Annotated in this window: 23 protein-coding genes; 14 read left to right on the top strand and 9 right to left on the bottom strand. The window is 64.0% G+C overall.

Going from position 1 to position 24,635, the window contains the following annotated elements; genetic code table 11:
- Positions 1-30 precede the first annotated feature (30 nt).
- From BXU06_RS08750 to BXU06_RS08735, 4 genes are all read left to right on the top strand, one after another.
- Positions 31-897: an AraC family transcriptional regulator gene (locus BXU06_RS08750; protein ID WP_077298727.1), complete on the top strand. Its 867-nt coding sequence runs from the start codon at positions 31-33 to the stop codon at positions 895-897.
- Positions 897-1,802 (top strand): EamA family transporter, encoded by a 906-nt coding sequence (locus BXU06_RS08745; RefSeq protein ID WP_077298725.1) that lies wholly within the window; start codon positions 897-899, stop codon positions 1,800-1,802. Before BXU06_RS08750 ends, BXU06_RS08745 begins: the two co-directional genes overlap by 1 nt.
- 52 nt (positions 1,803-1,854) lie before the next feature.
- On the top strand, positions 1,855-2,823 hold the full coding sequence (locus BXU06_RS08740; RefSeq protein WP_077298723.1) for a GlxA family transcriptional regulator: 969 nt from the start codon (positions 1,855-1,857) through the stop codon (positions 2,821-2,823).
- Between the two features lie 190 nt (positions 2,824-3,013).
- The gene (locus tag BXU06_RS08735; protein WP_077298721.1) at positions 3,014-3,784 is read left to right on the top strand and encodes an arylamine N-acetyltransferase; all 771 of its coding nucleotides are present in this window, start codon (positions 3,014-3,016) and stop codon (positions 3,782-3,784) included.
- Here the strand turns inward: BXU06_RS08735 and BXU06_RS08730 are convergent.
- Positions 3,773-4,387, bottom strand: coding sequence for a TetR/AcrR family transcriptional regulator (locus tag BXU06_RS08730; protein WP_171982168.1), 615 nt, complete (start codon positions 4,385-4,387; stop codon positions 3,773-3,775). The two genes, BXU06_RS08735 and BXU06_RS08730, sit on opposite strands and share 12 nt — an antisense overlap.
- A 64-nt stretch (positions 4,388-4,451) precedes the next feature.
- Between BXU06_RS08730 and BXU06_RS08725 the strand changes: the two genes are divergently transcribed.
- From BXU06_RS08725 to BXU06_RS08710, 4 genes are all read left to right on the top strand, one after another.
- Positions 4,452-4,907 carry a thioesterase family protein gene (locus tag BXU06_RS08725; protein ID WP_077298717.1) on the top strand — a complete coding sequence of 152 codons (456 nt, stop codon included), beginning with the start codon at positions 4,452-4,454 and terminating at the stop codon, positions 4,905-4,907.
- Positions 4,908-4,956: 49 nt separating this feature from the next.
- A complete protein-coding gene (locus tag BXU06_RS08720) occupies positions 4,957-5,316 on the top strand; it encodes a DUF1304 domain-containing protein (RefSeq protein WP_077298715.1) in 360 nt (119 codons plus the stop codon).
- A 110-nt stretch (positions 5,317-5,426) separates the two neighbouring features.
- Positions 5,427-7,346 carry a sigma-54-dependent Fis family transcriptional regulator gene (locus BXU06_RS18135; RefSeq protein WP_077298713.1) on the top strand — a complete coding sequence of 640 codons (1,920 nt, stop codon included), beginning with the start codon at positions 5,427-5,429 and terminating at the stop codon, positions 7,344-7,346.
- A gap of 102 nt (positions 7,347-7,448) precedes the next feature.
- On the top strand, positions 7,449-8,702 hold the full coding sequence (locus BXU06_RS08710) for a murein transglycosylase A (protein ID WP_077298711.1): 1,254 nt from the start codon (positions 7,449-7,451) through the stop codon (positions 8,700-8,702).
- A gap of 131 nt (positions 8,703-8,833) precedes the next feature.
- Here BXU06_RS08710 and BXU06_RS08705 read toward each other — a convergent pair whose 3' ends face one another.
- The 4 genes from BXU06_RS08705 to BXU06_RS08690 all read right to left on the bottom strand — a co-directional run bounded on the left by BXU06_RS08705 (position 8,834) and on the right by BXU06_RS08690 (position 12,836).
- Positions 8,834-10,360 carry a DUF1800 domain-containing protein gene (locus BXU06_RS08705; RefSeq protein ID WP_077298709.1) on the bottom strand — a complete coding sequence of 509 codons (1,527 nt, stop codon included), beginning with the start codon at positions 10,358-10,360 and terminating at the stop codon, positions 8,834-8,836.
- A gap of 168 nt (positions 10,361-10,528) precedes the next feature.
- Complete coding sequence (locus tag BXU06_RS08700) at positions 10,529-10,906, bottom strand: rhodanese-like domain-containing protein (RefSeq protein ID WP_077298708.1); 378 nt, start codon at positions 10,904-10,906, stop codon at positions 10,529-10,531.
- 266 nt (positions 10,907-11,172) lie between these two features.
- Positions 11,173-11,976, bottom strand: coding sequence for a sulfite exporter TauE/SafE family protein (locus BXU06_RS08695; RefSeq protein ID WP_253189428.1), 804 nt, complete (start codon positions 11,974-11,976; stop codon positions 11,173-11,175).
- On the bottom strand, positions 11,973-12,836 hold the full coding sequence (locus BXU06_RS08690) for an MBL fold metallo-hydrolase (RefSeq protein WP_077298706.1): 864 nt from the start codon (positions 12,834-12,836) through the stop codon (positions 11,973-11,975). Before BXU06_RS08690 ends, BXU06_RS08695 begins: the two co-directional genes overlap by 4 nt.
- A 274-nt stretch (positions 12,837-13,110) precedes the next feature.
- Here BXU06_RS08690 and BXU06_RS08685 point away from each other — a divergent pair, with 274 nt between their 5' ends.
- Together BXU06_RS08685 and BXU06_RS08680 are read left to right on the top strand one after the other, a co-directional pair.
- The gene (locus BXU06_RS08685) at positions 13,111-13,662 is read left to right on the top strand and encodes a DinB family protein (protein ID WP_077298704.1); all 552 of its coding nucleotides are present in this window, start codon (positions 13,111-13,113) and stop codon (positions 13,660-13,662) included.
- Entirely contained in the window at positions 13,646-14,155 is a 510-nt protein-coding gene (locus BXU06_RS08680; RefSeq protein ID WP_077298702.1) for a GNAT family N-acetyltransferase, read from the top strand. The genes BXU06_RS08685 and BXU06_RS08680 overlap by 17 nt, the downstream gene beginning before the upstream one ends.
- A gap of 39 nt (positions 14,156-14,194) precedes the next feature.
- Here the strand turns inward: BXU06_RS08680 and BXU06_RS17390 are convergent, their stop codons facing one another.
- Positions 14,195-15,208 carry a LysM domain-containing protein gene (locus tag BXU06_RS17390; RefSeq protein ID WP_171982167.1) on the bottom strand — a complete coding sequence of 338 codons (1,014 nt, stop codon included), beginning with the start codon at positions 15,206-15,208 and terminating at the stop codon, positions 14,195-14,197.
- A 272-nt stretch (positions 15,209-15,480) separates the two neighbouring features.
- On the opposite strand from BXU06_RS17390, the gene BXU06_RS08665 reads away from it, so the two are divergent.
- From BXU06_RS08665 to BXU06_RS08650, 4 genes are all read left to right on the top strand, one after another.
- Positions 15,481-16,182 carry an SIMPL domain-containing protein gene (locus tag BXU06_RS08665; protein WP_077298698.1) on the top strand — a complete coding sequence of 234 codons (702 nt, stop codon included), beginning with the start codon at positions 15,481-15,483 and terminating at the stop codon, positions 16,180-16,182.
- A 243-nt stretch (positions 16,183-16,425) separates the two neighbouring features.
- Positions 16,426-17,037, top strand: a complete 612-nt coding sequence (locus BXU06_RS08660) for a glutathione S-transferase N-terminal domain-containing protein (RefSeq protein WP_077298696.1) — start codon at positions 16,426-16,428, stop codon at positions 17,035-17,037.
- A gap of 325 nt (positions 17,038-17,362) precedes the next feature.
- A complete protein-coding gene (locus BXU06_RS08655) occupies positions 17,363-18,637 on the top strand; it encodes an RNA-guided endonuclease TnpB family protein (protein ID WP_077298694.1) in 1,275 nt (424 codons plus the stop codon).
- Between the two features lie 560 nt (positions 18,638-19,197).
- Positions 19,198-20,070: an efflux RND transporter periplasmic adaptor subunit gene (locus BXU06_RS08650; protein ID WP_171982166.1), complete on the top strand. Its 873-nt coding sequence runs from the start codon at positions 19,198-19,200 to the stop codon at positions 20,068-20,070.
- Positions 20,071-20,175: 105 nt separating this feature from the next.
- Here the strand turns inward: BXU06_RS08650 and BXU06_RS08645 are convergent, their stop codons facing one another.
- From BXU06_RS08645 to BXU06_RS08635, 3 genes are all read right to left on the bottom strand, one after another.
- Positions 20,176-21,831 carry a methyl-accepting chemotaxis protein gene (locus BXU06_RS08645; protein WP_077298690.1) on the bottom strand — a complete coding sequence of 552 codons (1,656 nt, stop codon included), beginning with the start codon at positions 21,829-21,831 and terminating at the stop codon, positions 20,176-20,178.
- Positions 21,832-22,104: 273 nt separating this feature from the next.
- Positions 22,105-23,283, bottom strand: a complete 1,179-nt coding sequence (locus BXU06_RS08640; RefSeq protein WP_077298688.1) for an acetyl-CoA C-acyltransferase family protein — start codon at positions 23,281-23,283, stop codon at positions 22,105-22,107.
- Positions 23,284-23,536: 253 nt separating this feature from the next.
- Positions 23,537-24,487: an Rpn family recombination-promoting nuclease/putative transposase gene (locus BXU06_RS08635; protein ID WP_077298686.1), complete on the bottom strand. Its 951-nt coding sequence runs from the start codon at positions 24,485-24,487 to the stop codon at positions 23,537-23,539.
- Between the last annotated feature and the right edge of the window lie 148 nt (positions 24,488-24,635).

Genomic DNA, 24,635 nt, shown 5'->3' with positions numbered 1-24,635 from the left:
CTTTTCAACCCCTTCACGTCTGGAGCCCGCATGGCATTTCCCCTGACGCCCGCCGACCTTCCGGCCTGGCATATGCCCGATGTGGCCAGCTGGCTGGGGTTTCGCGCCGCGCGCACGCAACAGATGCGCGCGGTTGAATTTCCCCGCCTGACCCTGGTGCAGGTGGTGCAGGGCAGTAAACGGGTCAGCCTGGGTGGGCACCGTGCGCTGGCCTGTCCACACACCTTGCTGCTGGCCCCGCCGGGCAGCCGGATGGATGTGGAAAACCTGCCTTCGGCCAGTGGCTTCCGCTCGGAATGCCTGGTGCTGGCCCCGGCGCTGGTAGAGGGGTTTGCCCATCGCCATGCCGCCTTGCTGGATGGCCCAACCTCACCGCCCACCCCGTGCGTGCCGCTGTCGCCGGCATTGCAGCAGGCGTGGCGGCACTGTCTGGCGTGCTGGGGCCAGCCGGTCGATCCACGCGTGTTCAGCCATCGGCTGGAAGAACTGCTGCTGGTGCTGGCGCTGGACGGCCATCGCGCCGCCCTGCGCCCGCCGGCAGCGCTGACGGTCAGCGAGCAGGTGCGCCGGCTGCTGCTCAATCAGCCCGGCGCGCCGTGGCTGGCCGATGCGGTGGCGCTGCGCCTGCATCGCAGCCCGGCCACCTTGCGCCGGCAGCTGGCGCGGGAAGGCCAGGCGTTTAACCAGTTGCTGCGCGACTGCCGGCTGGGGCAGGCGCTGATGCTGCTGCAAACCACGGCGCAGCCGATTGCACAGATTGCCGGGGTGTGCGGCTATACCTGCCCGTCGCGTTTTGCCCTGGCGTTTCGACAGCGTTATGGGGTGTCGCCCAGCAGCCTGCGCGCCACCCTGCTGCCGGCGCGGGGCGACAGGCATGTGAAGACTCAGGAGGCATGATGCCGTTCAATGATCTGATGGCCGCCTTGCTGGTGGTACTGGTGTGGGGCGTGAACTTTGTGGTGATCAAGTGGGGAGTGGGCGATTTGCCCCCGCTGTTGCTGGGCGCGTTGCGCTTTATGCTGGCGGCGCTGCCGGCGGGCTGGCTGATTGCCCGCCCGGCGCTGCCCTGGCGCTATGTGCTGGCCTACGGGCTGACCATGGGCGTGGGCCAGTTTGGCTTGCTGTTTTCTGCCATGGCCTACGGCATGCCCGCCGGGCTGGCGTCGGTGGTGTTGCAGTCGCAGGCATTTTTTACCTTGCTGCTGGCCGGGCTGTGGCTCAAGGAGCGCTGGCAGCTGAACCACCTGCTGGGCATGCTGTGCGCCAGTGTCGGTTTATGGCTGATTGCCTCCACTCATGGCGCAAACATGACGATGACCGGCTTTGTACTGACCCTGTTGGCCGCCCTGTGCTGGGCCATGTCCAACCTGGTGGTGCGCCACGCCAGCCAGTCGGGCTATCGCCCCAACACCCTGGCGCTGGTGGTGTGGGGCAGCCTGGTTCCACCCCTGCCTTTGCTGGCGCTATCCTTGCTGCTGGAAGGCCCGGCGCGGATTGGCGAGGGGCTGGCGGGGCTAAGCTGGCGCGGCGGATTTGCCGTGATTTATCTGGCGCTGGTGGCCACCTTGCTGGGCTACAGCCTGTGGAGCCGGCTGCTCACCCGCCATCCGGCTGGCCGGGTGGCACCTTTTTCGCTTCTGGTGCCTGCAGTGGGGTTGTTGTCGGCTTCGTGGCTGCTGGATGAACGCTTGTCCTCCCCACAAATGACCGGAAGCGCGCTGGTGCTGGCCGGATTGATTGTTCATGTTTCAGGGGGTTCCTTCCTTGCCAGGCTGCGCACGCGCCGGACGCCGGAGGTGTAATGGCCAGGCTGGCGCGCGGGCGAGGGAGAACACCTGTAAGGAGTGACGTATCATGGCCGAGTGGCCCAGTCCGCAGGGTGTGGATGTGTATTGTGTTTTGCTGCCACGGTTTCTCCTGCTGGATTTCGCCGGTCCGGCGGAAGCCTTCCGGCTGGCCAATGACTACGGTGGCAAGTTCCGGCTGCATCTGATTGGCCCGGAACCAACCCCGAACAGCTCATTGGGCCTGCCGGTGCACACAGTGGAAGCCTTGCCCGAACGCTTGCCCGAGCACGCCTGGGTGATGCTGTCTGGCGTGACCGAATCCGCCAAGGATTACGCCACCCCGGCAGCCCGGCAAACGCGGGACTGGCTGGCGCGCACGCTGCGCCCCAGCCACACCCTGGCCTGTATCTGTTCTGGCTCGCTGCTGGCCGGCATGGCCGGGCTGCTGGATGGCCGGCGCTGCACCACCCACCACACGCTGACCGACCGGCTGGCCAGCCTGGCCCCCAAGGCCGACGTGCTGGAAAACCGGATTTTTGTTGAAGACGGCCAGGTGTACACCAGCGCCGGGGTGACCGCCGGGATTGACCTGGCGCTGCACCTGATTGCCCGCCAGGCTGGCCCGGCGGTGGCGCTGGCGGTGGCACGGGAAATGGTGGTGTATCTGCGCCGCGAGGGCAACGACCCGCAACTGTCGCCGTGGCTGGCCAACCGCAACCACCTGCACCCGGCAGTGCACCGCGCACAAGACCTGATTGCGCTCGACCCGCAACGGCACTGGCCGGTCAGCGAGCTGGCCGACCGGGTGCATGTCAGCCCGCGCCATCTGGCCCGGCTGTTTGCCCAGCATGCAGGCCTGAGCATCATCGACTACCAGCACCGCCTGCGCGTGGCCTTGGCCCGCGAGCGGCTGGAGCGTGGCGAAAGCGTGGAGTGTGCCGCGCAACAGGCAGGCTTTGGCTCGGCGCGCAGCCTGCGCCGGGTGTGGCAGAAGTTTGAGCATCTGTCGCCAGGCGCGGTACGGGCGCGGGCGTAAGCGCGCCACGCGGGGGCGCGATGGCGTCGTGCGCCCCCGCGTGTGGCCCACACCGGCTTGGCGGATGCGCTACCCCAGGCAGATCCGTGCGCAACTGTACCGCCCGGATTGCCGGCTGGCTGTCTCTGGCGCATGCGCCGCCATCGCGTACACTGGCTCAGGTGTTCGTTCTTCCTGAGAAAGCCAGACCATGCATGCCAATAATTTTGTGCTTGACGATTACCTGAATCGCATCGGCTTCAGCGGCCCACTGGCCGCCGACGCGGATACCCTGGCGCGGCTGATGCGCGCCCAGCTGTTCAGCGTGCCGTTTGAAAACCTGGATGTGCAAGCCGGCAAGGTGGTGTCGATGACGCCGGAAGATATTGTGCAGAAAATTGTCTACCAGCCACGCGGCGGCTATTGCTACGAAGTGAACGGCCTGTTTGCCATGGCCTTGCAGGCCATTGGCCTGCCGTATTGCCTGCTGGCCGCCCGGCCCATGTTTTATCCGGTACGCCGGCCCAAAACCCATATGGTGCTGCTGGTGCGCGCCGATGGCCGCGACTGGCTGTGCGATCTGGGCTTTGGCAGTTACGGTATCCGTGCGCCGATGGCGCTGGATGTGCTGGATACCCCAGTGGCGCAGGATGATGACCAGTTTCGCCTCAGCCGCGACGCCGACGGCGTGTATCTGCTGCAGGCCTGGGTAGATGGCCAGTGGGCCAATCAGTACGGCTTTGACCTGCATCCGCAGGAGTGGATCGACTTTGCGCCGGCCAATTACCTGAACTCCACCCACCCCGAGGCAATTTTTGTGCAAAAACGCCTGGTGGTGCTGCATACCCCGCAGGGCCGCAAGATTCTGCTCGGCGACAGCCTCAAGCGGATCGAAAACGGCGTAACCCGCCAGCACAGCGTGCCGGCAGAGCAGGCCGACCAGCTGCTGGTTGAAGAATTTGCCCTATCCTTACCCGCCTGACGGCGGACCCCCACGCGGCGGCGCAGTCAGCAACTGACTCACGCCGCGTCGCGCCAGCGCCAGGCTGCCTGGCCGCGCCAGCAGGCGCACATCATGGTGTGCGCTTTGCACCAGACCAAACAGCAGCAGCGCCAGCAGTTCGGCGTCGGTATCGGCGGGGAGCTGCTGTTGCGCCACCGCCGCCTGCGCCAGCCGCAGCACGGTATCGCGCTGCCAGCCCTGCCCGCGCACCAGCGCGTCGCGCACCGCCCCCGGTTGATCGTCAAACTCGTACACCGCCGCCAGCAATGGACAGCCGCCCGGATAGCGGGCCTGGTCCAGCCACGCCAGCCAGGCATCCATCAGTGCCTGCAAGCGCGGCAAGCCGCGTGGCAGCGTCAGAATCGGCTGGAACGTCTCGCTGACAAACTGCAACTGGGCGGTTTCCACCACCGCCAGCTGCAACGCTTCCTTGCTGCCAAAATGGGCAAACATCCCGCTTTTGGATAATCCGCACGCCTCGGCCACCTGGCCAATGGTCAGGCCGGCAATGCCCACCTGGCTGGCCAGGGCGAGGGCGTGGTGCAGAATATGCTCACGAGTCTGGTTTTTTTTGCGGGTCATTCTGGTCATCCGGGCGATTTTGCTGTAAAAAAGAACGATCGTTCTTTTTTGAAGGAGGTTCACAGTGTCAGACGCTATTTTCACCCAATCCGTCGAAGTCCGCTGGGCTGATCTCGACGCCAACCAGCATATGCGCCACAGCGCCTACGCCGATTTGTGCACCCACGCCCGGCTGGGCTGGCTCAGCCACCATGGATTTGCCGGCCAGGATTTTGCCCGCCTTGGCCTGGGCCCGGTGTTATTCCAGGAAAGTACCGATTACTTCCGTGAAGTCCATCTGGGCGAGCGTCTGGAGATTTCCCTGCGCCTGGAAGCCGCCACACCGGACTATGGCCGCTGGAAAATCCGCCAGGACATGCACAAGGCCGACGGCAGCCTGGCCGCCACCCACCGGGTGTACGGTGCCTGGCTGAATCTGGCCGAACGCAAGCTGGCACCGCCCAGCGCCGGGCTGATGGCAATTTTTGCCAGCCTGGCCAGAGTGGACTTTTCCTCCCTGCCGCAACCGCAATACCAGTAAGTTGCCAGCGCGTTTTCAATATTTTTTTCAATTACGCAAGGAGTGAATCATGTGGGCTGTGCTGGCAATCGGGCTGACCGCCCTGGTAGCGGCGTTGCACGGGTATTTTCTGGTGCTGGAAATGTTTTTGTGGACACGTCCCACCGGGCGACGGGTGTTTGGCCTGAGCGCGGAATATGCTGCTCAAAGCCGCACGCTGGCGGCCAATCAGGGCCTGTACAACGGCTTTCTGGCCGCTGGCCTGCTGTGGTCGCTGTGGCCGGGCAGCCCGGCGGGGCTGGCCGAGTTTTTTCTGGGCTGCGTGATCGTGGCTGGCGTGTACGGCGGCTGCACCGTCAGTCGCAAAATCTGGTGGGTGCAGGCGCTGCCCGCCGGGTTGGCGCTGGCCTGCGTGTTGCTGGCTCGATAGGGGCAGGCCGCACCCTGCCGGTGCGACTCGACGGCGGCACCCCGACCAAGGACGGATAGCCCGACACGGCAGTTTACTTGTAGAAAGCCAGGGGGCAGGGCAAGCAACGCATGGCCCGCCTGCTGGATGTCGAACAAGAAAACGCCGACGAGGAACTGCCGATGGCCCTGGAAACTTCCCTCCCGCCCGAGCTGGGTGACACCCGCAGCCCGCTGCCTGCCCTGCTGGCGCAGTCGTGGCAACGCTGTCAGGCTGCCGGCCTGTCCAGCCACAGCCTGCCCGCCGGCCAGGCCAGCGCCAGCCAGGCGTATGCGCTGCGCCAGCAGGCGGGTGCCTTGTTGCGGGCGGCGGCACCCTTGCTGGCCACCCTGGCCAGCCAGCTGGCCGCCAGTGGCAGCGCAGTGGTGCTGGCCAATGCCGACGGGGTGGTGGTGGACCGGCTGGGCGAGCCGGTGTTGCTCGACCAGCTGGACGCGCTGGGCCTGCAACTGGGCGCAGACTGGCGCGAAGCGCGCTGTGGCACCAATGCCATTGGCACGGCGCTGGAAGCCGACCAGGCGCTGACCGTGCATGGCCCGGAACATTATCTGGCCGCCTTGCGCCAGCTTACCTGTGCTGCCACGCCGCTGCGCCTGCCCTGTGGCCGGCGCGCCGGGGTGCTGGGCATCACCGGGCCGTGTCGGCACCGCCAGCCACACACCCTGGCACTGGTCAGCCTGGCCGCACAAGGCATTGAACAGCGCCTGCTGCACCAGCAGGCGGCTGGCCACTGGCTGCTCAGCGTGGCCGACGCTGACGCCAGCGGCAAGGCCGGGGCGGAATACCAACTGGTGTTCAGCGCGCACGGCGACTGGCTGGCCGCCTGTGCGCCGGCCCGCCACCAGTTTGCCCCCGACGCCAGGGTGCTGCCCAGCTGGCGTTTTGCCCAGCTGTTTGCCGATGACTTTGCCAGCTGGACCCAGCGCGCGCTGCACGCGCCCGGCCAGAGCCACCCGCTGGCCGACCATCAGGGCCGGCTGTGGCGCGGCCATGTGCGCCGGGTGGTGACCGACGACCCCTTGCCGCCTTCCCTGCTGAGCGCGGCCCCCAGTCCGGGCCTGCCACGCACGCTGATGGCGCTGACCGGCGGCGATCCGCAGCTGGACAGCGCGGCGCGGCGGGCCTTGCGCATTGTCGGCAAGGATATTCCGCTGCTGATCGAAGGCGAAACCGGCACCGGCAAAGAAGTGTTTGCCCAGGCGTTTCATCGCAGCAGCCCCCGGCGCAATGGCCCGTTTGTGGCGCTGAACTGCGCGGCAATTCCGGAAGGATTGATCGAATCCGAGCTGTTTGGCTACGAGGACGGCGCATTTACCGGCGCGCGGCGCAAGGGCCATGTTGGCCGGATTGCCCAGGCGGACGGCGGCACGCTGTTTCTGGATGAAATTGGCGATATGCCGCTTAGTTTGCAAGCGCACTTGCTGCGGGTGCTGCAGGAGCGCGAAGTGTGTCCACTGGGCGGGCGTCAGGCCCAGCCGGTGGATATTGCCATTGTCTGCGCTACCCACCGCGACCTGCGTCAGGCGGTGGCCGAGGGGCGGTTTCGCGAAGATTTATACTACCGGTTGGCCGGGGTGCGCGTGCGCCTGCCGGCGCTGCGCGAGCGCAGCGACCGCCTGGCGCTGTGCCAGCGTCTGCTGGCGGAAGAAAACCACGGCCTGCCGGTGAGCCTGAGCCCGGCGCTTGGCCGCTGGCTGGAACAACATCCCTGGCCGGGCAATCTGCGCCAGCTGCGCAGCGTGCTGCGCTCAGCGCTGGCCAGCCGCGACGATCCGCTGGAAGCGCTGGATTGCTGTCATCTGGACGAAGATTTTTCCATGCGGATGATGCCGCCCTCCCTGCTGACCAGCCATAGCCAGGCCAGCCGGCTGGCCGACATCGAGCAGCGCGCCATGCAGCATACCCTGAGTGCCTGCGGCGGCAATATTTCCGCTGCCGCCCGCCAGCTGGGCATCAGCCGGGCCACGCTGTACCGGCGCTTGCGGGCGTGAAGGCAAGGCGCGCGGGCGGTTGTTCCCGCGCTCACTCCAGCCCGCCTCCCCCCGGGGTTCAGGTACAATCGGCGTTGGCTTAATTCTCATTTGTGCAGCCCGATGACCTTACGTTCGATTCTGTCCCTGTGCGCCACCCTGGTGCTGGCTGCTTGCGTGACCGCGCCGCCCCCGCCGCCCGCCCGCCCGCCGGTGACCCCCACCCCAACGCCGCCAGTCACGCCCACGCCATCCACGCCACCGCGCCCCACTGGCCCAGTGGTCAAAGCGCCCGTGCCCGCCAGCGATGCCGACGCCAAATATATCCCGGTCACCTGGGCCGCCCTGCCGGGTTGGAATGTGGCCAATCTGGCCGAAGGTTTCAGCGCCTTCAGCGAAAGCTGCAAGGCGCTGGGCAAACGCGCCGGCTGGCGTGCCAGCTGCGACGCCGCCGCTCAGGTGGACGCGCGCCAGCCCGACGCCGTGCGTCAGTTCTACCAAACCCGCTTCACCCCCTACCGCTTGAGCGATGGCGACAAACTGCAGGGCCTGGTCACCGGCTATTACGAACCGCTGTTGCGTGGCGACAGCCAGCGCAGCGCGCGTGGCCGTTACCCGATTTATGCACCACCGGCGGATTTACTGACCGTAGACCTGGCCAGTATTTATCCGGAACTGAAAAACCTGCGCCTGCGCGGTCGGGTGCAGGGCAACAAGGTGGTGCCGTACTGGACCCGCAGCGAGATTGAAGTCGGGCGTGGGGTGGAGCGCGCCGAGGTGCTGGCCTGGGTGGAAGATCCGATCGAGCTGTTTTTCCTGCAGGTGCAGGGCTCAGGCCGGGTGGAGCTGGCCAATGGTGAACTGATGCGGGTGGGCTATGCCGACCAGAATGGTTTTCCGTATAAATCGATTGGCAAATGGCTGATCGACAAGGGGGAGCTGACCGCAGGCCAGGCCACCATGCAGGGCATTCAGGCCTGGGCGCAGGCCAACCCGGCACGCCTGGCCGAGCTGTTGAACAGCAATCCCAGCTATGTGTTTTTCCGCCGGCTGAACAACACCCAAGGCGGCCCGCTGGGCGCGCTGGGTGTGCCACTGACCGATGGCTACAGCATTGCGGTGGATCCGCGCTACACCCCGCTGGGTGCGCCAGTGTGGTTGTCCACCAGCTATCCGATGAGCAACCAGCCACTGCAACGGCTGATGTACGCTCAGGATACCGGCGGGGCGATTCGCGGCGCAGTGCGCGCCGACTTTTTCTGGGGCTTTGGCCGTGAAGCCGGCGAGCAGGCGGGCCGGATGAAGCAGACCGGCGAAATGTGGATCATCCTGCCCAAGGGCATGACCCCGGCGCAGGCGATGGCGGGCGGTCGCTAAGGACGCGCGGACTGAATCAGAAAAATCGTGTTTGCCAACAGCAACATCCCGCAAAATCAACATTCTGGATTCCCGCCTGCGCGGGAATGACGATTTTTTCAGCGTATTCCTAACCCCCAGCAGGTGCGCACTTAACGCCACAATCCCTCCGGTGCCGCCAGCCGGACCACCACTTGCTGGCGGGCGTCCAGCCCAGTTAGCGCCGCCTGCGTGCTGGCTGCCGCCGGCCCCAGGCTGTGCGCCAGCGCGGCCGGGTCAATCAGGCAGGGCTGTGGCGCGTCGCCGGGGCCGGTCAGTCGCCAGCGCTGCATGGCCAGGTTGTCGGCCACCCGTACCCGCTGCACCATTGCCAGCGGGGACAGCCAGTCGCTTTGCCGCGCGCCATAGCCTTCCGGGGACACATGCATGAACGGTGCCTGCCCCATGCCCAGCAAGGCCACCAGCAAAGGTTCGGTATAAAGGATCGGGCGTTCCTGGCACACCGCCCGGCTCAGCGCCAGCACATAGTCCAGCGGTTCGCGAAATTTGCCTGGCGGCTGCAGGCTGCGGGTAAATTCCGCGCTGGCCAGCAACACCGACAAAGTGGCTGACACCCGGCCCTGCGTACGCACAAACACCTGCGCCATGCGCGCCACCAGCGCCTCGGACGGCTGGTCGGACAGGAATCGCACGGCCAGTTTGTGGCTGATATGCCGGGCAGTGGCCGGATGGCTGGCCAGCTGGTGCAGCGCCCGGTCGATATCGGCGCGGCCGCCGCCAGCCGGGTAATGCTGGCCAAGCAGGGTTTTGTCGCCATCATCCTGACGCGCCGGGTCGAGCACAAAACCGCCACGTCCTTCGGCCAGGCTGGCCGGGTCGGCCAGATCCGGCGGTGCCACGCCGCTGATGATGCGCGCCAGCGCCTGCACATCGGCCTGGGTATAGCCACCATTTACGCCCAGGGTGTGCAGTTCCAGAAGCTCGCGCGCCAGGTTTTCGTTTTGTCGGCTGCGCCCACGCCGCCCCAGCGGGCTGTCGGGGGACACGGTGGACAGATTATCCAGATAGCTATGCATGGCCAGATGGTAAAAACTGGCGCGCAACAGGGTTTCAAACCGGTCATCCGCCATGGCGGTTTCAAGCTGGCTGGCGTAGTCGTTGGCCACCCAGCGCACCCACCCCCGGTAGACATGCACGGAAAAATGGTTCAGCCAGAAGCTCAGCAGGCTTTCATGCGCCGGATTGTCGCTATTGGCCATGGCCAGCAAGCGCCGATGCACGACGGAGCGAACCATGGCCTGGCCGCCGAGATCCAGCGCGCGCCATGCCATGGCATCGCCGCTGCGGCGCACTTCCTGCTGACGCTGCGGCCCGAACTCGCGCCACAGCTGGTCGGTTGGCCGGGAGCCAGGTAACACGGCCAGCTGCTGGCGCACCGCTTCGGGCAGCATGGCACCGTCGCGGATGCCGCGCTGCAGCATGGCGCTGGGGCTAAGCCGGGCGTATTCGGCCAGGCTGCGTTCTGTTGCGCCATAGCCAAACCGCGCCAGCATGGCCCGCGCCAGCGGCTCGCCCATCGGCTGGTTCAGCGCCAGGCCCGGTGTCGCGGCGCGGGTGCTGGCAGCCAGGGCAAGCAGGAGAACAAGGCCAATGCGACAGAAAAAACGGGCAGCAGTCATCGAACAATCCGGTTAAGGCAAGGTATGACACGGATTGTCCCACCAAGCGCCCAAAGCAACCAGCGCGGATGGACGGTGCAAAAGCGAACTCAACAGTCGCATGAAGCGTGCCGCCGGGCATGGTCTGCTGCGGGTGGCTCTCACCGGCACGGCGGTGTTGCCGCCAGGTTATTCAAACGATGGCAGAACCGGTTTTTCCACACTCAACCCATCGGCCTGCCATTGGTCAAACCCCCCGGCCACCGAGCGCAGCCGGGTGTAGCCCAGGCTGTGCAGCGACTGGGTGGCCAGCGCGGCGCGGCCACTGGTTTTGCAGTACAGCAAAATGGCCGCATCGCCGTCGGGTTGCAGTTCGCCAATGCGAAATTCCAGCATGCCGCGTGGCACATTCACCGCACCGGGCAGGTGGCCGGCGGCAAACTCGTCCGGTTCGCGCACATCCAGCACCCGCGCCGCCGTGGCAGCCTGCCAGCGCTGGGCATCTTGCGGGGACAATTCTTCAATCTGCGCACGCGCAGCCAGCACCAGGTCGTGGGCGGTTTTCATCTTGCATTCTCCAGAATGATTAAAGTTGCGTTGATCGCTTGGTCAGACGCCAATGAAACGTTTAAGCGTGGCTAAAAAACAGCATAGCGATGCTGGCGAGGTGTGCTTCCGCAGACAGCACGGCAAGGCAGCACAACAATGTCAGAGGGGGAACTAAGGACGCGCTGATTTATTCAGACAAACCGTTTTTGCCAAAAACAAAACCTAGTAAAATCAAAAACCTGGATTCCCGCCTTCGCGGGAATGACGATTTTTTCAGCGTATCCCTAAACCAGTGCCAGGCTTTTGAGCAGCAAATACCCGGCAATCACGCACAACAAGCCAATGAACCCGCGCTGCACTGCCGCCTGCGACAAGCGCCGCGACAAGCGGCGGCCCACCAGCATGCCGGCCAGGGTGGCCAGCAAAAACGGCAGGGCCACGTCGATGGGCAGCGGCAAGCCGTGCAGGCCGGCCATCACCACCCCGCCTGCGCCCACCAGCGCAATCACCAGCAGCGAGGTGGCGGCAATGCTGTGCATGGGCAGCGGAGAAATCCGCCGCAAGGCCGGTACAATAATGAAACCGCCGCCCACGCCCAGCAGCCCGGTCATCAGCCCGGCCAGCGCGCCCACCCCGCTGATCATCAGCAGGCTGCGCAGCGGCCAGACAAAACGCCCGGTCTCCGGGTGCAATGGGCACAGCGATGCTGGCAGTGCGCCGTCATCGGGTTGCCGATGGCGCAAACGCCAGGCAGTCCACAGCATCACCAGGGCAAACAGCGCCAGCAGCAGGCGGCCCGGCAGGTAGTGCGCCAGCAGGCTGCCCAGCCAGGACGCCGGCACGCCGGCGCAGGCCATCAGCAAGGCGGCCCGATAGCGCACCAGCCCCTGGCGAAAGCCATCCCACGCGCCCAGCGCAGCGCTGCCGGCCACCCCGAGCAAGGCCACTGGCCCGGCCTGCAACACCCCCCAGCCCAGCACCGCCACCAGCGCAGGCACGGCGAGAATGCCGCCGCCTGCACCGGTGATGCCCTGCAGGCCGCCAATCAGCGCCCCTACCCACAGCAGATTGAACAGTTGCAGGCTCACAGCGCGTTAACCGGCAGCTTGAGGTAATGCACGCCATTGGCTTCGGCTGGCGGCAGCTGGCCGGCGCGGATATTCACCTGCACCGACGGCAGCAGCAGGGTGGGCATGTCCAGCGTGCGGTCGCGCGCCTGCCGGCGTTCGACAAAGCTGGCTTCGTCCACGCCGTCGTGTACATGCAGATTGCCGGCACGCTGCTCGGCCACGGTACAGTGACAGCACGGCGCACTGCGTTCGGCTGGCGGATAGTCGTGGCACAGCATCAGCCGGGTGGTGTCGGGCAGTGCCAGCAGACGGCGGATCGAGCGGTACAACTGGCGGGCGTCGCCGCCAGGAAAGTCACAGCGGGCGGTGCCCACATCGGGCATGAACAGCGTGTCGCCAACAAACACATGGTCGCCAATCCGATAGGCCACGTCAGCCGGGGTGTGGCCGGGCACGGCCAGCACTTCCACGCTGAGTTCGCCAATGGCAAAAATCTCGCCATCGGCAAACAGCCGGTCAAACGGCACACCATCGCGCGGGGCGTGTTCGCCCAGATTGAACAGTCCGGCAAACACCTGCTGCACCTGACGGATGGCCTCGCCAATCCCAATCGAGCAGCCCAGCTGGGTTTTCAGCCAGTCGGCTGCCGACAGGTGGTCGGCGTGGGCATGGGTTTCCAGCACCCAGGCCACCGTCAGCCCGCGTGCGTGCGCCGCGTCAAGCACGGCATGTGCCGAGGTGGTGTGGGTGCGTCCGGAGCGCGGGTCGAAGTCGAGCACCGGGTCGATGATTGCCGCCGTGCCGCCGGGGCGGTCGTAGACCAGATAGGTGAAGGTCCAGGTGGCGGGATCGTAAAAGCTTTCCACAAGCGGGGACATGCCAGGCTCCGTGACAACAGTGATAGTCGAGTGAATTTATTATATGATTTTATAAAATGTTTGTCAGCCCCTGCGCGGGTCAGGTGGAATCTCCCCAATCCACCTGCTCTGGCAGCCAGTCATGGCATAATGTCGGACAAATATCCTGCTGCGCACCCCACTTGCGCCTGGCTGGCGACCACCCCTGCCGGCGGGCCTGAACGTATCAACCCGGCGCACTTCTGTGCTACGCTTATGTTGCACTGCACCATACAACAAAAAGTCGGAGGGAATCATGCCTGCCCTGCTTGCCCATATCCGCTTGATGGCGGACTACAACCAATGGATCAACACCCGTTTGTACGCCGCCACGGCAGAACTGCCTCATGACATGCTGACTCAGGATCGCGGCGCATTTTTTCGCTCGGTGCTGGGAACGCTGAATCACATCATGGTGGGGGATCGGGTGTGGCTGTCGCGCTTTGCCCGCCACCCGGCCCGCCATGCCAGCCTGGAGCTGTTTCGCCACACCAGCGCGCCGCAGCGGGTGGATGTGCTGATTCACGACACCCTGCCCGCGCTGACGGCCGATCGCCACCAGCTCGACCAAACCATTGTCGACTGGTGTACCGAATTGAAGGCCGACGACCTGATCTGCCCACTGCCCTACCACAGCCTGAAAGGCGTGCCGGCGGTGCGTCCTACCGGTAGCCTGATCATGCATTTTTTCAATCACCAGACCCACCATCGCGGCCAGGTCAGCACCTTGCTGTCGCAGTGCGGGGTGGACATTGGCGAAACCGACCTGCTTGGGCTGATTCCGCAATGCGATGAAGAGCCCGTTTGAGCCATTCGGCTACCGGCCCGTGCAGCCAGAGGATCTGGCCACGGTATGCGCCTGGGTAGACAATGCCGACACGCTGTTTTATCTGCACCCCAGGGCGCAGTTTCCGCTGACAGTGGCGCAACTGGCCGCCACCCTGGCTGAACGTGAGCTGGGCACGCTGCTGCTGGCCGATGGCGCGCCAGTGGGGTTTGCCAACTGCTACCGCCAGCAGCCGGGCGAGTATGCCTGCATTGGCAATGTGATTGTCGCACCGCAGGCCAGAGGCCGGGGTGCGGCGCGGGCGCTGATGGCGGCAATGGCCGAGCAGGCGCACGCCCGCTGGCAGGTGAGGGAACTAAGAGTGTCCTGCTTTAATGGCAATGTGGCCGGGCTGTTGTGCTACCCGGCGCTGGGTTTCCAGCCGTTTGCCGTTGAAGCGCGCCAGCGCGATGGCCAGCCGGTGGCGCTGGTGCATTTTCGCGCCGACTGCGCCCGGTTGCGCGCGCCCGCGTAAGCGGTATTGGCCGGGGCGCGTGCCCCGGCGCGATGTCGCTCAGTTTTGCGCCCACTGGACAAAACCGCCCAGCGTTACCCCCTGGTCAGCAAAATAGCTTTGCGCCGACGGATACAGATTGGCGCGGACAATGCTGGGCACAATGGCCGCCTGGGCCTGGGCGTAAGCGCTCCATGGCACATTCAGCGCGGTGTAGTCGTTGCTGGTTTCCTGGCCGGTGGTATACAGCTGCGGCGACAGCAGGTCGATATCGCGATTGGCAAAAAAGCTGTTCATCAGGCTGACCGCGTCGGTAATTCCGTACGGGCAGGAATGGCTGACCGTCACCAGCACGGTCATGCCCTTGGCCTTGGCGGCGGCAAACGAGGCAGCAAACTGCGCTTCCAGGCCGGCGCTGCCTTCTTCAATATCGTAAGCAATGCCGTGATAGCCGGCAAAACGATTGGCTTCAATCGCCTGGGTTACCGCGTTCACCGCGTCATTGCTCCAGGCACCGCTGCTATTGCCGCCACCCAGACAAATGAATTTCTTGCCCTGCAACTGATTCACCACCGCCAGGCTGTTGCTCAAGGCCTCGTCCGGGCTGACCCAGCCGCTGAAGGCAATGCCCAGATTGGCCCCGGCTGGCGCACTGCCGGCGTCCCAGCTCCAGCACCAGTAGCCCAGCACGCTTGCATCCGGTGACACCGGGTCGGTTGGGGTATCCTGCGGGCGGGGAACCTGCAGCGTTTGCCCGGGCTGCAGCGCAGTGGGGGCCGAGCCAGGATTGGCGGCTTCCAGCTCGGCCACCGTCAGGTTGGCGCACAAGGCCAATTGCTGGGCAATCAATGCATAGCTGTCGCCTGGCTGCACGGTGTAATGCAGGACAATCTCGCTGGCATTGTGCGCTGACGGAATATTCAGCACCTGCCCTGGCATCAGGCGGCTGGCGGCAATCGAAGGATTGGCGGCTTCAATCGTCTGAACACTGACGCCGGCGCTCAGATCAATGCCCTGGGTAATGGAAAAATAGCTATCACCGGGGAGAACGGTATAAATCAGTGCAATGCTCATGCATGTCATCCTGGATAAAGTGAACAAGCGCCGGCTCAAGCTGTAGGTCAGCATGGCGCGAACAACCCAGCCAGAGAACGCTACCCCTCCCCCGCTTGTGAAGCTTGCCGGCCAAAGTCCAGCATGGCGCAAAATCCGACAACATTCCATTACACTGACATACACGGACTCATTGCTTGCCGACGTTGCCAGTCCAGCCGGGAACTTGCCATGCCCACACCCGTCTAGCAGCACAGCTTTGCCCTGCCACTTTTCACCCAAGGACTGCGCACATGGCCATTCGACTCTACCCGGCATTCGCCGCCTTGCTGCTGACCCTCAGCGCCAGCGCACTGGCCGAACCGCTGAACTACAACCAGGTGCAGCTGTCTGCCGACGCCCGCCGCGAAGTCAATAACGACACCCTCAACGCCGTGTTGTTCAGCGAAGAAAGCCACAGCAGCCCGGCCCGGCTGGCGGCGCTGCTGAACGAACGCATCGCCACCGCGCTGAATGTTGCCAAAGCAGCCAGCCAGGTCAAAACCAGCAGCGGTCAGCTCAGCACCTGGCCGCTGTACGACAACAATAACCGTATCACCGGCTGGCGTGGTCGGGCAGAAATTCGCCTGGAAAGCCGCGATATCGAACGCGCCTCGCAGCTGATTGGCCAGTTGCAGGGCAGCCTGCAAATCAGCCAGATTGGGTTTTCAGTCTCGGACGAAGCCCGACGCAAGACCGAAGCCGAACTGATTCCGCAAGCCATCAACGCCTTTCGCGACAAGGCCCAGCTGATCAGCCGGGCGCTGGGCAGCCGCGACTACAAGCTGGTGGAGATGCGGGTGGAACACAATGGCGCTCCCGGCATGCAACTGTTCCGCGCGCCGCGCAGCAACAAACTGGCCATGGCCGCCGAAGCCAGCCCGGCCCCAGGCTTTGCCCCCGGTGCCAGCGAAATCAGCGTGCAGGTCAACGGCACAGTGCAGGCCCAGCCCTGACGGGGGCCGGCCACACCTCAGCCCCCACTCAGGCCCAAACCGTCCGCCCCCGGCCTTATCTGCGGCGGTCTGACGGGCGCTGACAACAGAAAGCCATCCAGGATCGCCACAGCGGCAAGCGAATATGGCAAGATAATGCACCGCCGGGGTGTGCAGGCTGGCCGGTGCGCAACTGCGCCGGAGGCTGGCGCAGTGTTATGATGACCCGATTCATTCCTCTTATTGAAGACTGTTGCACCGCCCATGAAAATCCTCAGTTCGTTGACCAGCCCCTATGGCCGCAAGGCCCGGATCGTATTGCTGGAAAAGAAAATCGACTGCCAGCTTGAGGTGGACATCCCCTGGGATGAAGACACCAAGGTGCCGGACTACAACCCGCTGGGTAAAGTCCCGGTGCTGGTGCTGGACGATGGCACCGCGCTGTACGACTCCCGGGTGATTGTCGAATACCTGGACAAGCTCTCGCCGGTGTCCCGCCTGCTGCCAGCCGAAAGCCGCCCGATGGCGATGACCAAGCGCTGGGAAGCGCTGGCCGATGGTGTGCTGGACGCCGCCGTGGCCATTTTTCTGGAAAAAAAGCGCGACTCCACCCAGCAGAACCCCGGCTGGATTGAACGCCAGCTGGGCAAGATGCGCCGTGGCGTGGAAGCCATGGCCACCGACCTGGGTGAAAAAACCTGGTGCAACGGTGAGTCTTACAGCCTGGCTGACATTGCTGTGGGCTGCAGCCTGAACTATCTGGATTTGCGCTTTCCGCACATCAAATGGCGCGAACAATATCCCAACCTGGCCACGCTGATGGCCAAGCTGGAAGCCCGCCCGTCGTTTGTGGACACCCGCCCGCCGGTGGCATGAGCGGTATCAATACCAACACAGGTAAACCCGCATGCCCGACACCCGCCTGATTGGCGTGGGTCGGGCATTGATCCGTTGCGCGGCAAATCTTGCCCTTCAACGAGGGCAGAGAAGGGCTGCGGCTATCACCACAGCCGGGAGGGGAAAAACGTTCAGGCCAAGTCTGGGCTGAACAAAGCCATTCTCAATCCAGGCGGGTTCGGGTTCTGCCGCCAACTGAATGACCCGGTGCGCGGCAAGCCCCGCCGTTCAGGGCGGGGAAGGATGGCGCGGACGGCGTAGCCGTCCTTGCCGTCGATGGGGGTGGACTGTATAAAATACCAGTATGCAACGCCTTCAAGCCTACAAATACGAATTGCGGCCAGACGGCCAGCAAGAGCGGCAAATGCGCCGCTTTGCTGGCTCGTGCCGCTTCGTGTTCAACAAGGCGCTGGCGTTGCAGAAGGCGCGCTACGAGCAAGGCAAGAAGAAGCTCGGCTACGCAGGGCTGTGCAAGCTGCTCACCGAGTGGCGCCACAGCGCGGAGACAGCATGGCTGGCGGATGCGCCCGTTCATCCGCTGCAGCAGACGCTCAAGGACCTGGAACGGGCCTACAGCAACTTTTTCGCCAGGCGGGCAGACTTCCCGCGCTTCAAGAAGAAGGGCCAGTCGGATAGCTTCCGCTATCCCGACCCAAAACAGATCAAGCTCGATCAGGCCAACAGCCGCCTGTTCCTGCCCAAGCTCGGCTGGCTGCGCTACCGCAACAGCCGTCAAGCGCTGGGCGCGGTGAAGAACATCACGGTGAGCCAGTCTTGCGGCAAATGGTTCGTGAGCATCCAGACCGAACGCGAGATTGAGCAGCCCATCCCGCAGGGTGGCGCAGTCGGCATCGACATGGGCATTGCACGGTTTGTCACGCTCTCGGATGGCGCGTTCTACGCGCCGCTCAACAGCTTCAAGCGGCATGAAACGGCGCTGCGCAAAGCGCAGCAGGCGATGAGCCGCAAAGTGAAGTTCAGCAGCAACTGGAAGAAGGCGAAAGCCCGCGTTCAGAAGATTCATTCCTGCATCGGCAATGCCCGCCGCGACTACCTGCACAAGTGCTCCACCACGATCAGCCAAAACCACGCGATGGTGTGTATCGAGGACTTGCAGGTGCGGAATATGTCCAGGTCGGCGGCAGGCACACCCGAAACACCGGGCAGAAACGTTCGGGCAAAATCCGGGCTGAACAAGGCCATTCTGGATCAGGGATGGGCCGAGTTCAGGCGGCAACTGGACTACAAGCTGGCGTGGAACGGCGGGCATCTCATCGCCATGCCGGCGCAGAACACCAGCCGGACGTGTCCGTGCTGCGGCCATGTGTCGGCGGATAACCGGCGCACACAGGAACGGTTTGCGTGCGTTGGATGTGGCTTCGAGGAAAACGCCGATCTGGTCGGCGCGATCAACGTGCTTCGCCACGGCGAAGCGCTACTGAGTAGCGAAGGGCAGGACGATGCCCGGATCGCCTGTGAAGTGAGCGGTGCAGTCATGCCGCCAGCAGCAGGAACCCGCCGAAGCGACTTATGCCGGCTCGATGCCGGGATGAGCGCCGTAGGAATCCCCCGACTTTAGGCCGGGGAGGATGTCAAAAGCTGGCATGCGCGGAGGGCACCTGATCGTCGTGCTGCCACAAAACACGAGCCGGATGCGCCCGGCCTGCAGCCATGCATCGGCGAATAACCGCCAGACGCAGGTGCTGTTTCTGTGCGTGGAATGTGGTTTCGAAGGAAAACGCCGATGTGGTTGGCACGGTGAATATTCTAAGGGTGGGACACATCCGGTTAGCCTGTGAAGTGAATGGTGCGGTCCTGCCGTCAGCAGCAGGAACCCACCGCAGCGACTCAGCAGGGCCGGCTCATGCTGCGCCTGAGCGCGGTAGGAATCCCCCGGCTTCAAGGCCAGCAAGCGTTAGTGAGAGGGGGAAGAGAATGTCAATACTCCGTATTATCTTGCCGCTTGCCCCCACTTTTGCCTAAAAAATAGGCAAAAGCAAAAACCCGAATAACAACAATATCTTGCCCACTTTATCCACAGCCGGTACACAAGCCTGTCCGCATCTGATGGGGATGAAGCCGCAAGCTGTGCATGTTTTGCCCAACAGGTATCGTGTGAGTCTGCCCGTCCGAGTGTATGTGTCCCGATTGCTGGCCCGCCTGCGCGTGCTTGTGCGCCTGCGCGGGTGGGTGGCAGTGCTGTGGCTGGTGGGGGGGCTTGGGGTCTGGCTGGCCAGGCCGGCACCGCTGGCCGATCCGATCCTGTGGCAGGCATCCGGCCAGTTGGGCGAGCTGCGCACGCTGACGCTGGTGGCCAACTCAGCAGGCCGCGTGCAGTGGCTGGGTGGGCCGGTGGGCACGCGGGTGGTGGCTGGCGAAGTGTTGGCCCGGCTGCACTCTGCCCGGCTGGAGCAGGCGCAGCAGCAGGCCGAGGCAGTGCTGGTGCGCGCGCGCATCGGGCAGGATAAGGCGCGTGCCGAGCTGGAACAGGCCAGTGGCAAACTGACACAGGCCCGCGCCCAACGGCGCCATTCGGCCTCCGCCCGCGCCGCGCTGGCACAGGCTGAGGTGCAGCTCAAGCAGGCACAGGCCAGCGAACAGGCTGGACAGACCGCCATCGGCCAGGCTGAAACCGCCATGCAGGAAGCCGTTCAGGCGTTGAATGCCACCCTGGTGCGCGCGCCCTGGGCGGGCTGGGTGCAGCAGCGACAGGGTCAGCTGGGCGGTGACATTCCCCCGGCGGCCAGCGAGGCGCAGCGGGCGTTATTCAGTCTGGTTGACGCCGCGTCATTGCAACTGCGCGTGAGCCTGAGCGCCAGCCAACTGGCGCATGCCCAGCTTGGCCAGGCCTGTGCCGTGCAGTTTGCTGCCTTGCCTGGGCAGGTGTTTGCTGGCGAAGTGCTGCGCGTGCTGCCACCACATACGCTGGTGATTCAATTACAACAGTATCATCCCCGCATGCGCAGCGCCCTGCCGGCCCAGGTGGCGGGGTTGTCCCGCCCATCGCGATAAAACCTTCGGGCCGGGAAATACTGAAAAAATCGTCATTCCCGCGCCAAACTGGGTTTTTTGGCTAAAACGATGTTTCTGAATCAATCCACACCTTTTTAAAACCTTTCAAAACCGGAACACCGCCAGCTGGCTTTGCAGCAGGCTGGCCTGGTCGCCCAGGGTGCGGGCGGCATCGCGGATTTCTTCGGCGTCGCTGGCACAGTGGGCCAGGGTTTGATTCACCGAATCCATCTGCCCGGACATTTGTTCAGTGGCCCCCTTGATGCTGTGGCCCTGGCTGGCGGCCAGATCGACACTGCCGGAAGCCTGGCGGATTTGCACGACCATGCCATCAATGCGCGCCAGCGCGCCCTGTGAGTTGGCACTGAGCCGGTCGGCTTGCTGGCGGTTGTCGGCCATGCGTTCCACCGCCCGGTCGATGCCATCGGTGATTTTGGCCACAATCGCGTGGGTCTGCTTGACCGTGGTCTGGGTGCGCACCGCCAGGGCGCGTACTTCGTCGGCCACCACGGCAAAACCGCGCCCGGCCTCGCCGGCGCGGGCGGCCTCGATGGCGGCGTTAAGCGCCAGCAGATTGGTCTGGTCGGAAATTTCGCCAATTACCCCCAGCACCTGGCTGATCTGGCTGGCATCCTGGTTCAGTGCGTGCAGCTCGTCGGCCAGCCGGACACTGCTGGCCGTGCTGGTTTCCACGCCCTGCATCATCTCGGCCAGCACCTGACGCGCCTGGTCAAGCTGCTGACTGGTTTGTTGCACTTCATCGCGCACCTGACCGGCAATTTCAGCGGCCTGGCTGGCGGAGTGAGCAATCTGCACGGCACCGCCGGCCATTTCGTCCATGCGCAGCGCGCTGCTGGCCACCTGTTCCTGCATTTTTCCCGAGCTGGACTTGAACTGCGACGCCAGCGCGGCATTGTGTTCGGCCACGTCGCGCACCTTGCCCAGCGACTGGCGCAGCACATCAAACAGGCTGTTAAGCTGGCCGGCCATTTCGCCAATTTCATCACGGCTGGCCACCCGGATCGGGGTGGACAAATCCTTGCTGACGGCAATCTGGCCAATCTGGCGCGACACCCGGCGCAGACTGTGCGCCAGCAGGCGGGCAAATAGCCAGGACAAAGCCGCCCCCAGCAGCAGCATCACCGCGCCAATGCCCAGCTGGCGCAGCAGCGCCTGCTGCATCACCTGCGCCACGCTGTCGGCACTCATGTCGGCACCAATCACATAGCGATGTCCCTGGGCTGTGCGCTGGGGCAGGTATACCGAGCGGAATGCGCCATAGCTATCAGTGTATTCATCCACTTGTAGCTGACCGCTGTCCCATGCCCTGGCCACCGCAGGGCTGGCGTCTGGATAGGCTTCCAGATAAAACCCGGCGTCGCCCTTGGCCACTTCTGCCGGGGTGGCGCTGTCCATCAGGTAGCGCGCCTTGCCATCCTTCATGTCCAGCACATACAGATACGCCAGCCCGGTCTGGTCGGCGTAGTGGCGCAGACGCTGGCTTTGCTCGCGGTATTCCTGGCGGCTGATGGCATCAGGGGTGCGCTCGCGGTCGAGCATACCCGCCGCCAGCAGCCCTGGCACGGCATGGCTGGCAGTTTCCAGAATGCTATCCAGCCGGCGAATTTCATCCTGCTGACGGGCGTAGGCTGCATAGCCGGTATACACCAGCACAGTCAGCAGATTAATGGTAATCAACATCAGCAAGAGTTTGGTCTGCAGCGCCATGCGCTGGAGCCAGCCAGCCGGAGGATGGGTCATGGGGGGATGTCCTTGAAAATCATGATGGGGTGTTGACCGGCACGCAGCAGGGCTCAGTCAATCACAAATCAGCTCAAATATTACGGCAAGGTGGCGCTGGCGTCACCTTGGTGAAACATGCTTTTGTACTTAAATAAAATACAAATGAATTTTTTGTGGGTTTTTTTTGGGCGCAGCACTTGGCCGGGGGAAGGGGAAAATGCCATCGGGCCGCAAAACGCGGCCCGATGAAGGCTTAAACAGATTCAAGCCGGGGGTAACATCAGCGCAGGCTTACACCCGTTCAAAAATCACCGCAATGCCCTGACCGCCGCCGATACACATGGTCACCAGCGCGTAACGGCCTTGCACGCGATGCAGTTCGTGCAGCGCCTTGGTGGCAATCAGCGCACCGGAGCAGCCCACCGGGTGACCCAGGGCAATGGCACCGCCGTTGACGTTGGTCTTGCCCAGATCCAGTTCCAGCGCCTTGGCCACGGCCAGCGCCTGCGAGGCAAATGCTTCGTTGGATTCGATCACATCGATCTGGTCCAGGCTCAGGCCGGCTTTTTTCAGCGCCAGCTTGGTAGCCGGAATCGGGCCTTCGCCCATCACATCGTTGGGCACCCCGGCCACGGCATAAGACACCAGACGCGCCATCGCCTTGTGGCCAGCGTTCATCGCCGTGGCGGCATCAGCCAGCACCAGGAAAGCTGCGCCGTCGTTCAGGCCGGAGGCGTTACCTGCCGTCACCGAGCCATCTTTCTTGAAGGCCGGCTTCATGGCTGCCAGCGCTTCCAGCGTGGTGGCGCGCGGGTGTTCGTCGGTATCGAACACGGTGTCGCCCTTGCGGCCCTTCAGCGTGATCGGCACGATCTGGCCGGCAAAACGGCCTTCGGCGATGGCTTTGGCCGCGCGTTGCTGCGATTCCAGCGCAAAGGCGTCCTGATCTTCGCGGCTGATGCCCCACTTGCTGGCCAGGTTTTCAGCGGTGATGCCCATGTGGCCGACGCCAAACGGGTCGGTCAGGGTGTCCACCATCATGTCGATGGCCTGGGTATTGCCCAGACGGGCACCGCTGCGCAGCGCCGGCAGCATGTAAGCACCGCGCGACATCACTTCCACGCCGCCGCCAATGCCGTAGTCGCAATCACCCAGCAAAATGTTTTGCGCAGTGCTGACCACAGCCTGCAGGCCGGACGAGCACAGGCGGTTTACCGCCATTGCCACCGATTCCATCGGCAGACCGGCCTGAATCGATGCCACACGAGCCACGTAGGCAAAGCGCGACTCGGTGGGGATGCAGTTGCCCACGGTCACGTAATTGATGGCCTGAGCGTCCACGCCGGAGCGGGCAATCGCTTCTTTCATCACCCGGCCAGCCAGATCAGCCGGTTCCAGGCTGGCCAGCGAGCCATTGAACGTACCCACCGCCGAGCGCACGGCGCTCAATACCAAAACGTCTTTTGTCATTTGTCAGTGTTCCTCTATTTTTCTGATGTGTCCCGGCAACCGGGATTTCCTTGCGATCCTGCGGCGCAATGCTGCATTGCAACATTGCGCCGGGGCCAACTTTACCATTAGTTGCGATGCAGGCAAAGTGTGGCTTGTCGCCCCCAAGGCAATCGCATCACCGCTGGCCGGTCAGCCTCACGGCCTGGGTGGCGCATCGCCGCTTGTGTGTGGCGGCCCACTGTGGCAGAAAGGGGTTGTGGGGAGTCCACGCTCAGTGCCGGGTGTCGCCAAATACCTCATCCAGCGATTTGGCCTCCAGCACCCGGTCGCCCCAGCTTTCCAGCTGGGCCGGCGTGGCTGCGGCAATGTTGGCCAGCCGCGTGGCCGACAGCGCGCCAAAACGGCGGGTCAGCTGGCGTTGCAGCAACAGCGCTTCACCCTGCTGCATCCCCTTGGCAATCGCCTGCGCTTCCCAGCGGTCAATATTGGTTTCCAGCATTTCCATCCCTTTCGTCAATTCTTCGGCATCGGGCACGGCCAGTCCGGGCATTTTGCTCTGCAGCCGGTGTTTTATCCAGCGCGTCACCACCCGGTCGATGCGTTGCTTGAACGGGGAGTGGGCGACGGCATCAGCCAGGTTGCGAATGGCGCGTTTGGCCGCTGCGCTGTCTGGCGTGTGTTCAAAACAAAAGATGGCCGCCACCACGCGGTGCATGTCTTCCAGCTCGGCAGCGGGGAATGCCCCTTCGTCCAGCAGCCAGAATTTCAGCCGGGGCTGAAAGGCTTTCAGCACCTGCGGATGGACGCGAATCAGATCGTAGAGTTCGCTGCTTTGCCGCCAGCGGGCGTCGCCGTTGTACAGCACGATGGGCAATACCGGCGGCAGCCCTTCGGCGACATTGACCGCCTTGCTGCGCAGCAGGTGGTCGTAAAGCGCAGCCACATATTGCAGCATGCGCGCCGGCATGGTGTCGTCTGGGGTGGATTGGAATTCCAGCAGCAAATACAAATAAATCCGCCGCCCCTGTAGTTCGACCGACCAGACAAGATCATCCGCGCGCGGCTTCATCGCCGGGGTGACGTAGTTGCCGTTTTCCAGGCGCAAGGTGGTGTAATCCAGCAAAGCGGACACCCCCGGCGGGGCAAAAGCTTCCAGCAGTTCCTGCACCAGTTCGGCGTGGGAAAACAGGTATTTATAACCGTTGTCGTGGAGGTGTGCCATCGCCCAAGTGTAGCGTGGCGGATGGGTGGGCTCAAGATGCTGCTGTGCTTGTTTGTCATGTGTCGGGCCAAAAAAGCAGGACGCAGCACACCTCCAGAAGCGATGAACCACCGAGACGGTGTTGAGGGGATTGATTGTCAAGGGGGAG

It is taken from the genome of Aquaspirillum sp. LM1 (assembly GCF_002002905.1).
GTDB lineage: Bacteria > Pseudomonadota > Gammaproteobacteria > Burkholderiales > Aquaspirillaceae > Rivihabitans.
Note: the sequence above shows the minus strand (reverse complement) of the source record. Positions and strands in the feature narration are given on the sequence as shown.

What these genes read in the sequence shown, in the direction of transcription:
- BXU06_RS08750 (WP_077298727.1), top strand. Translation starts at nt 31, where the DNA reads ATGGCATTTCCCCTGACGCCCGCCGACCTTCCGGCCTGGCATATGCCC.
- BXU06_RS08745 (WP_077298725.1), top strand. Translation starts at nt 897, where the DNA reads ATGCCGTTCAATGATCTGATGGCCGCCTTGCTGGTGGTACTGGTGTGG.
- BXU06_RS08740 (WP_077298723.1), top strand. Translation starts at nt 1,855, where the DNA reads ATGGCCGAGTGGCCCAGTCCGCAGGGTGTGGATGTGTATTGTGTTTTG.
- BXU06_RS08735 (WP_077298721.1), top strand. Translation starts at nt 3,014, where the DNA reads ATGCATGCCAATAATTTTGTGCTTGACGATTACCTGAATCGCATCGGC.
- BXU06_RS08730 (WP_171982168.1), bottom strand. Translation starts at nt 4,387, where the DNA reads ATGACCCGCAAAAAAAACCAGACTCGTGAGCATATTCTGCACCACGCC.
- BXU06_RS08720 (WP_077298715.1), top strand. Translation starts at nt 4,957, where the DNA reads ATGTGGGCTGTGCTGGCAATCGGGCTGACCGCCCTGGTAGCGGCGTTG.
- BXU06_RS18135 (WP_077298713.1), top strand. Translation starts at nt 5,427, where the DNA reads ATGGCCCGCCTGCTGGATGTCGAACAAGAAAACGCCGACGAGGAACTG.
- BXU06_RS08710 (WP_077298711.1), top strand. Translation starts at nt 7,449, where the DNA reads ATGACCTTACGTTCGATTCTGTCCCTGTGCGCCACCCTGGTGCTGGCT.
- BXU06_RS08705 (WP_077298709.1), bottom strand. Translation starts at nt 10,360, where the DNA reads ATGACTGCTGCCCGTTTTTTCTGTCGCATTGGCCTTGTTCTCCTGCTT.
- BXU06_RS08700 (WP_077298708.1), bottom strand. Translation starts at nt 10,906, where the DNA reads ATGAAAACCGCCCACGACCTGGTGCTGGCTGCGCGTGCGCAGATTGAA.
- BXU06_RS08690 (WP_077298706.1), bottom strand. Translation starts at nt 12,836, where the DNA reads ATGTCCCCGCTTGTGGAAAGCTTTTACGATCCCGCCACCTGGACCTTC.
- BXU06_RS08685 (WP_077298704.1), top strand. Translation starts at nt 13,111, where the DNA reads ATGCCTGCCCTGCTTGCCCATATCCGCTTGATGGCGGACTACAACCAA.
- BXU06_RS08680 (WP_077298702.1), top strand. Translation starts at nt 13,646, where the DNA reads ATGAAGAGCCCGTTTGAGCCATTCGGCTACCGGCCCGTGCAGCCAGAG.
- BXU06_RS17390 (WP_171982167.1), bottom strand. Translation starts at nt 15,208, where the DNA reads ATGAGCATTGCACTGATTTATACCGTTCTCCCCGGTGATAGCTATTTT.
- BXU06_RS08665 (WP_077298698.1), top strand. Translation starts at nt 15,481, where the DNA reads ATGGCCATTCGACTCTACCCGGCATTCGCCGCCTTGCTGCTGACCCTC.
- BXU06_RS08660 (WP_077298696.1), top strand. Translation starts at nt 16,426, where the DNA reads ATGAAAATCCTCAGTTCGTTGACCAGCCCCTATGGCCGCAAGGCCCGG.
- BXU06_RS08655 (WP_077298694.1), top strand. Translation starts at nt 17,363, where the DNA reads ATGCAACGCCTTCAAGCCTACAAATACGAATTGCGGCCAGACGGCCAG.
- BXU06_RS08645 (WP_077298690.1), bottom strand. Translation starts at nt 21,831, where the DNA reads ATGACCCATCCTCCGGCTGGCTGGCTCCAGCGCATGGCGCTGCAGACC.
- BXU06_RS08640 (WP_077298688.1), bottom strand. Translation starts at nt 23,283, where the DNA reads ATGACAAAAGACGTTTTGGTATTGAGCGCCGTGCGCTCGGCGGTGGGT.
- BXU06_RS08635 (WP_077298686.1), bottom strand. Translation starts at nt 24,487, where the DNA reads ATGGCACACCTCCACGACAACGGTTATAAATACCTGTTTTCCCACGCC.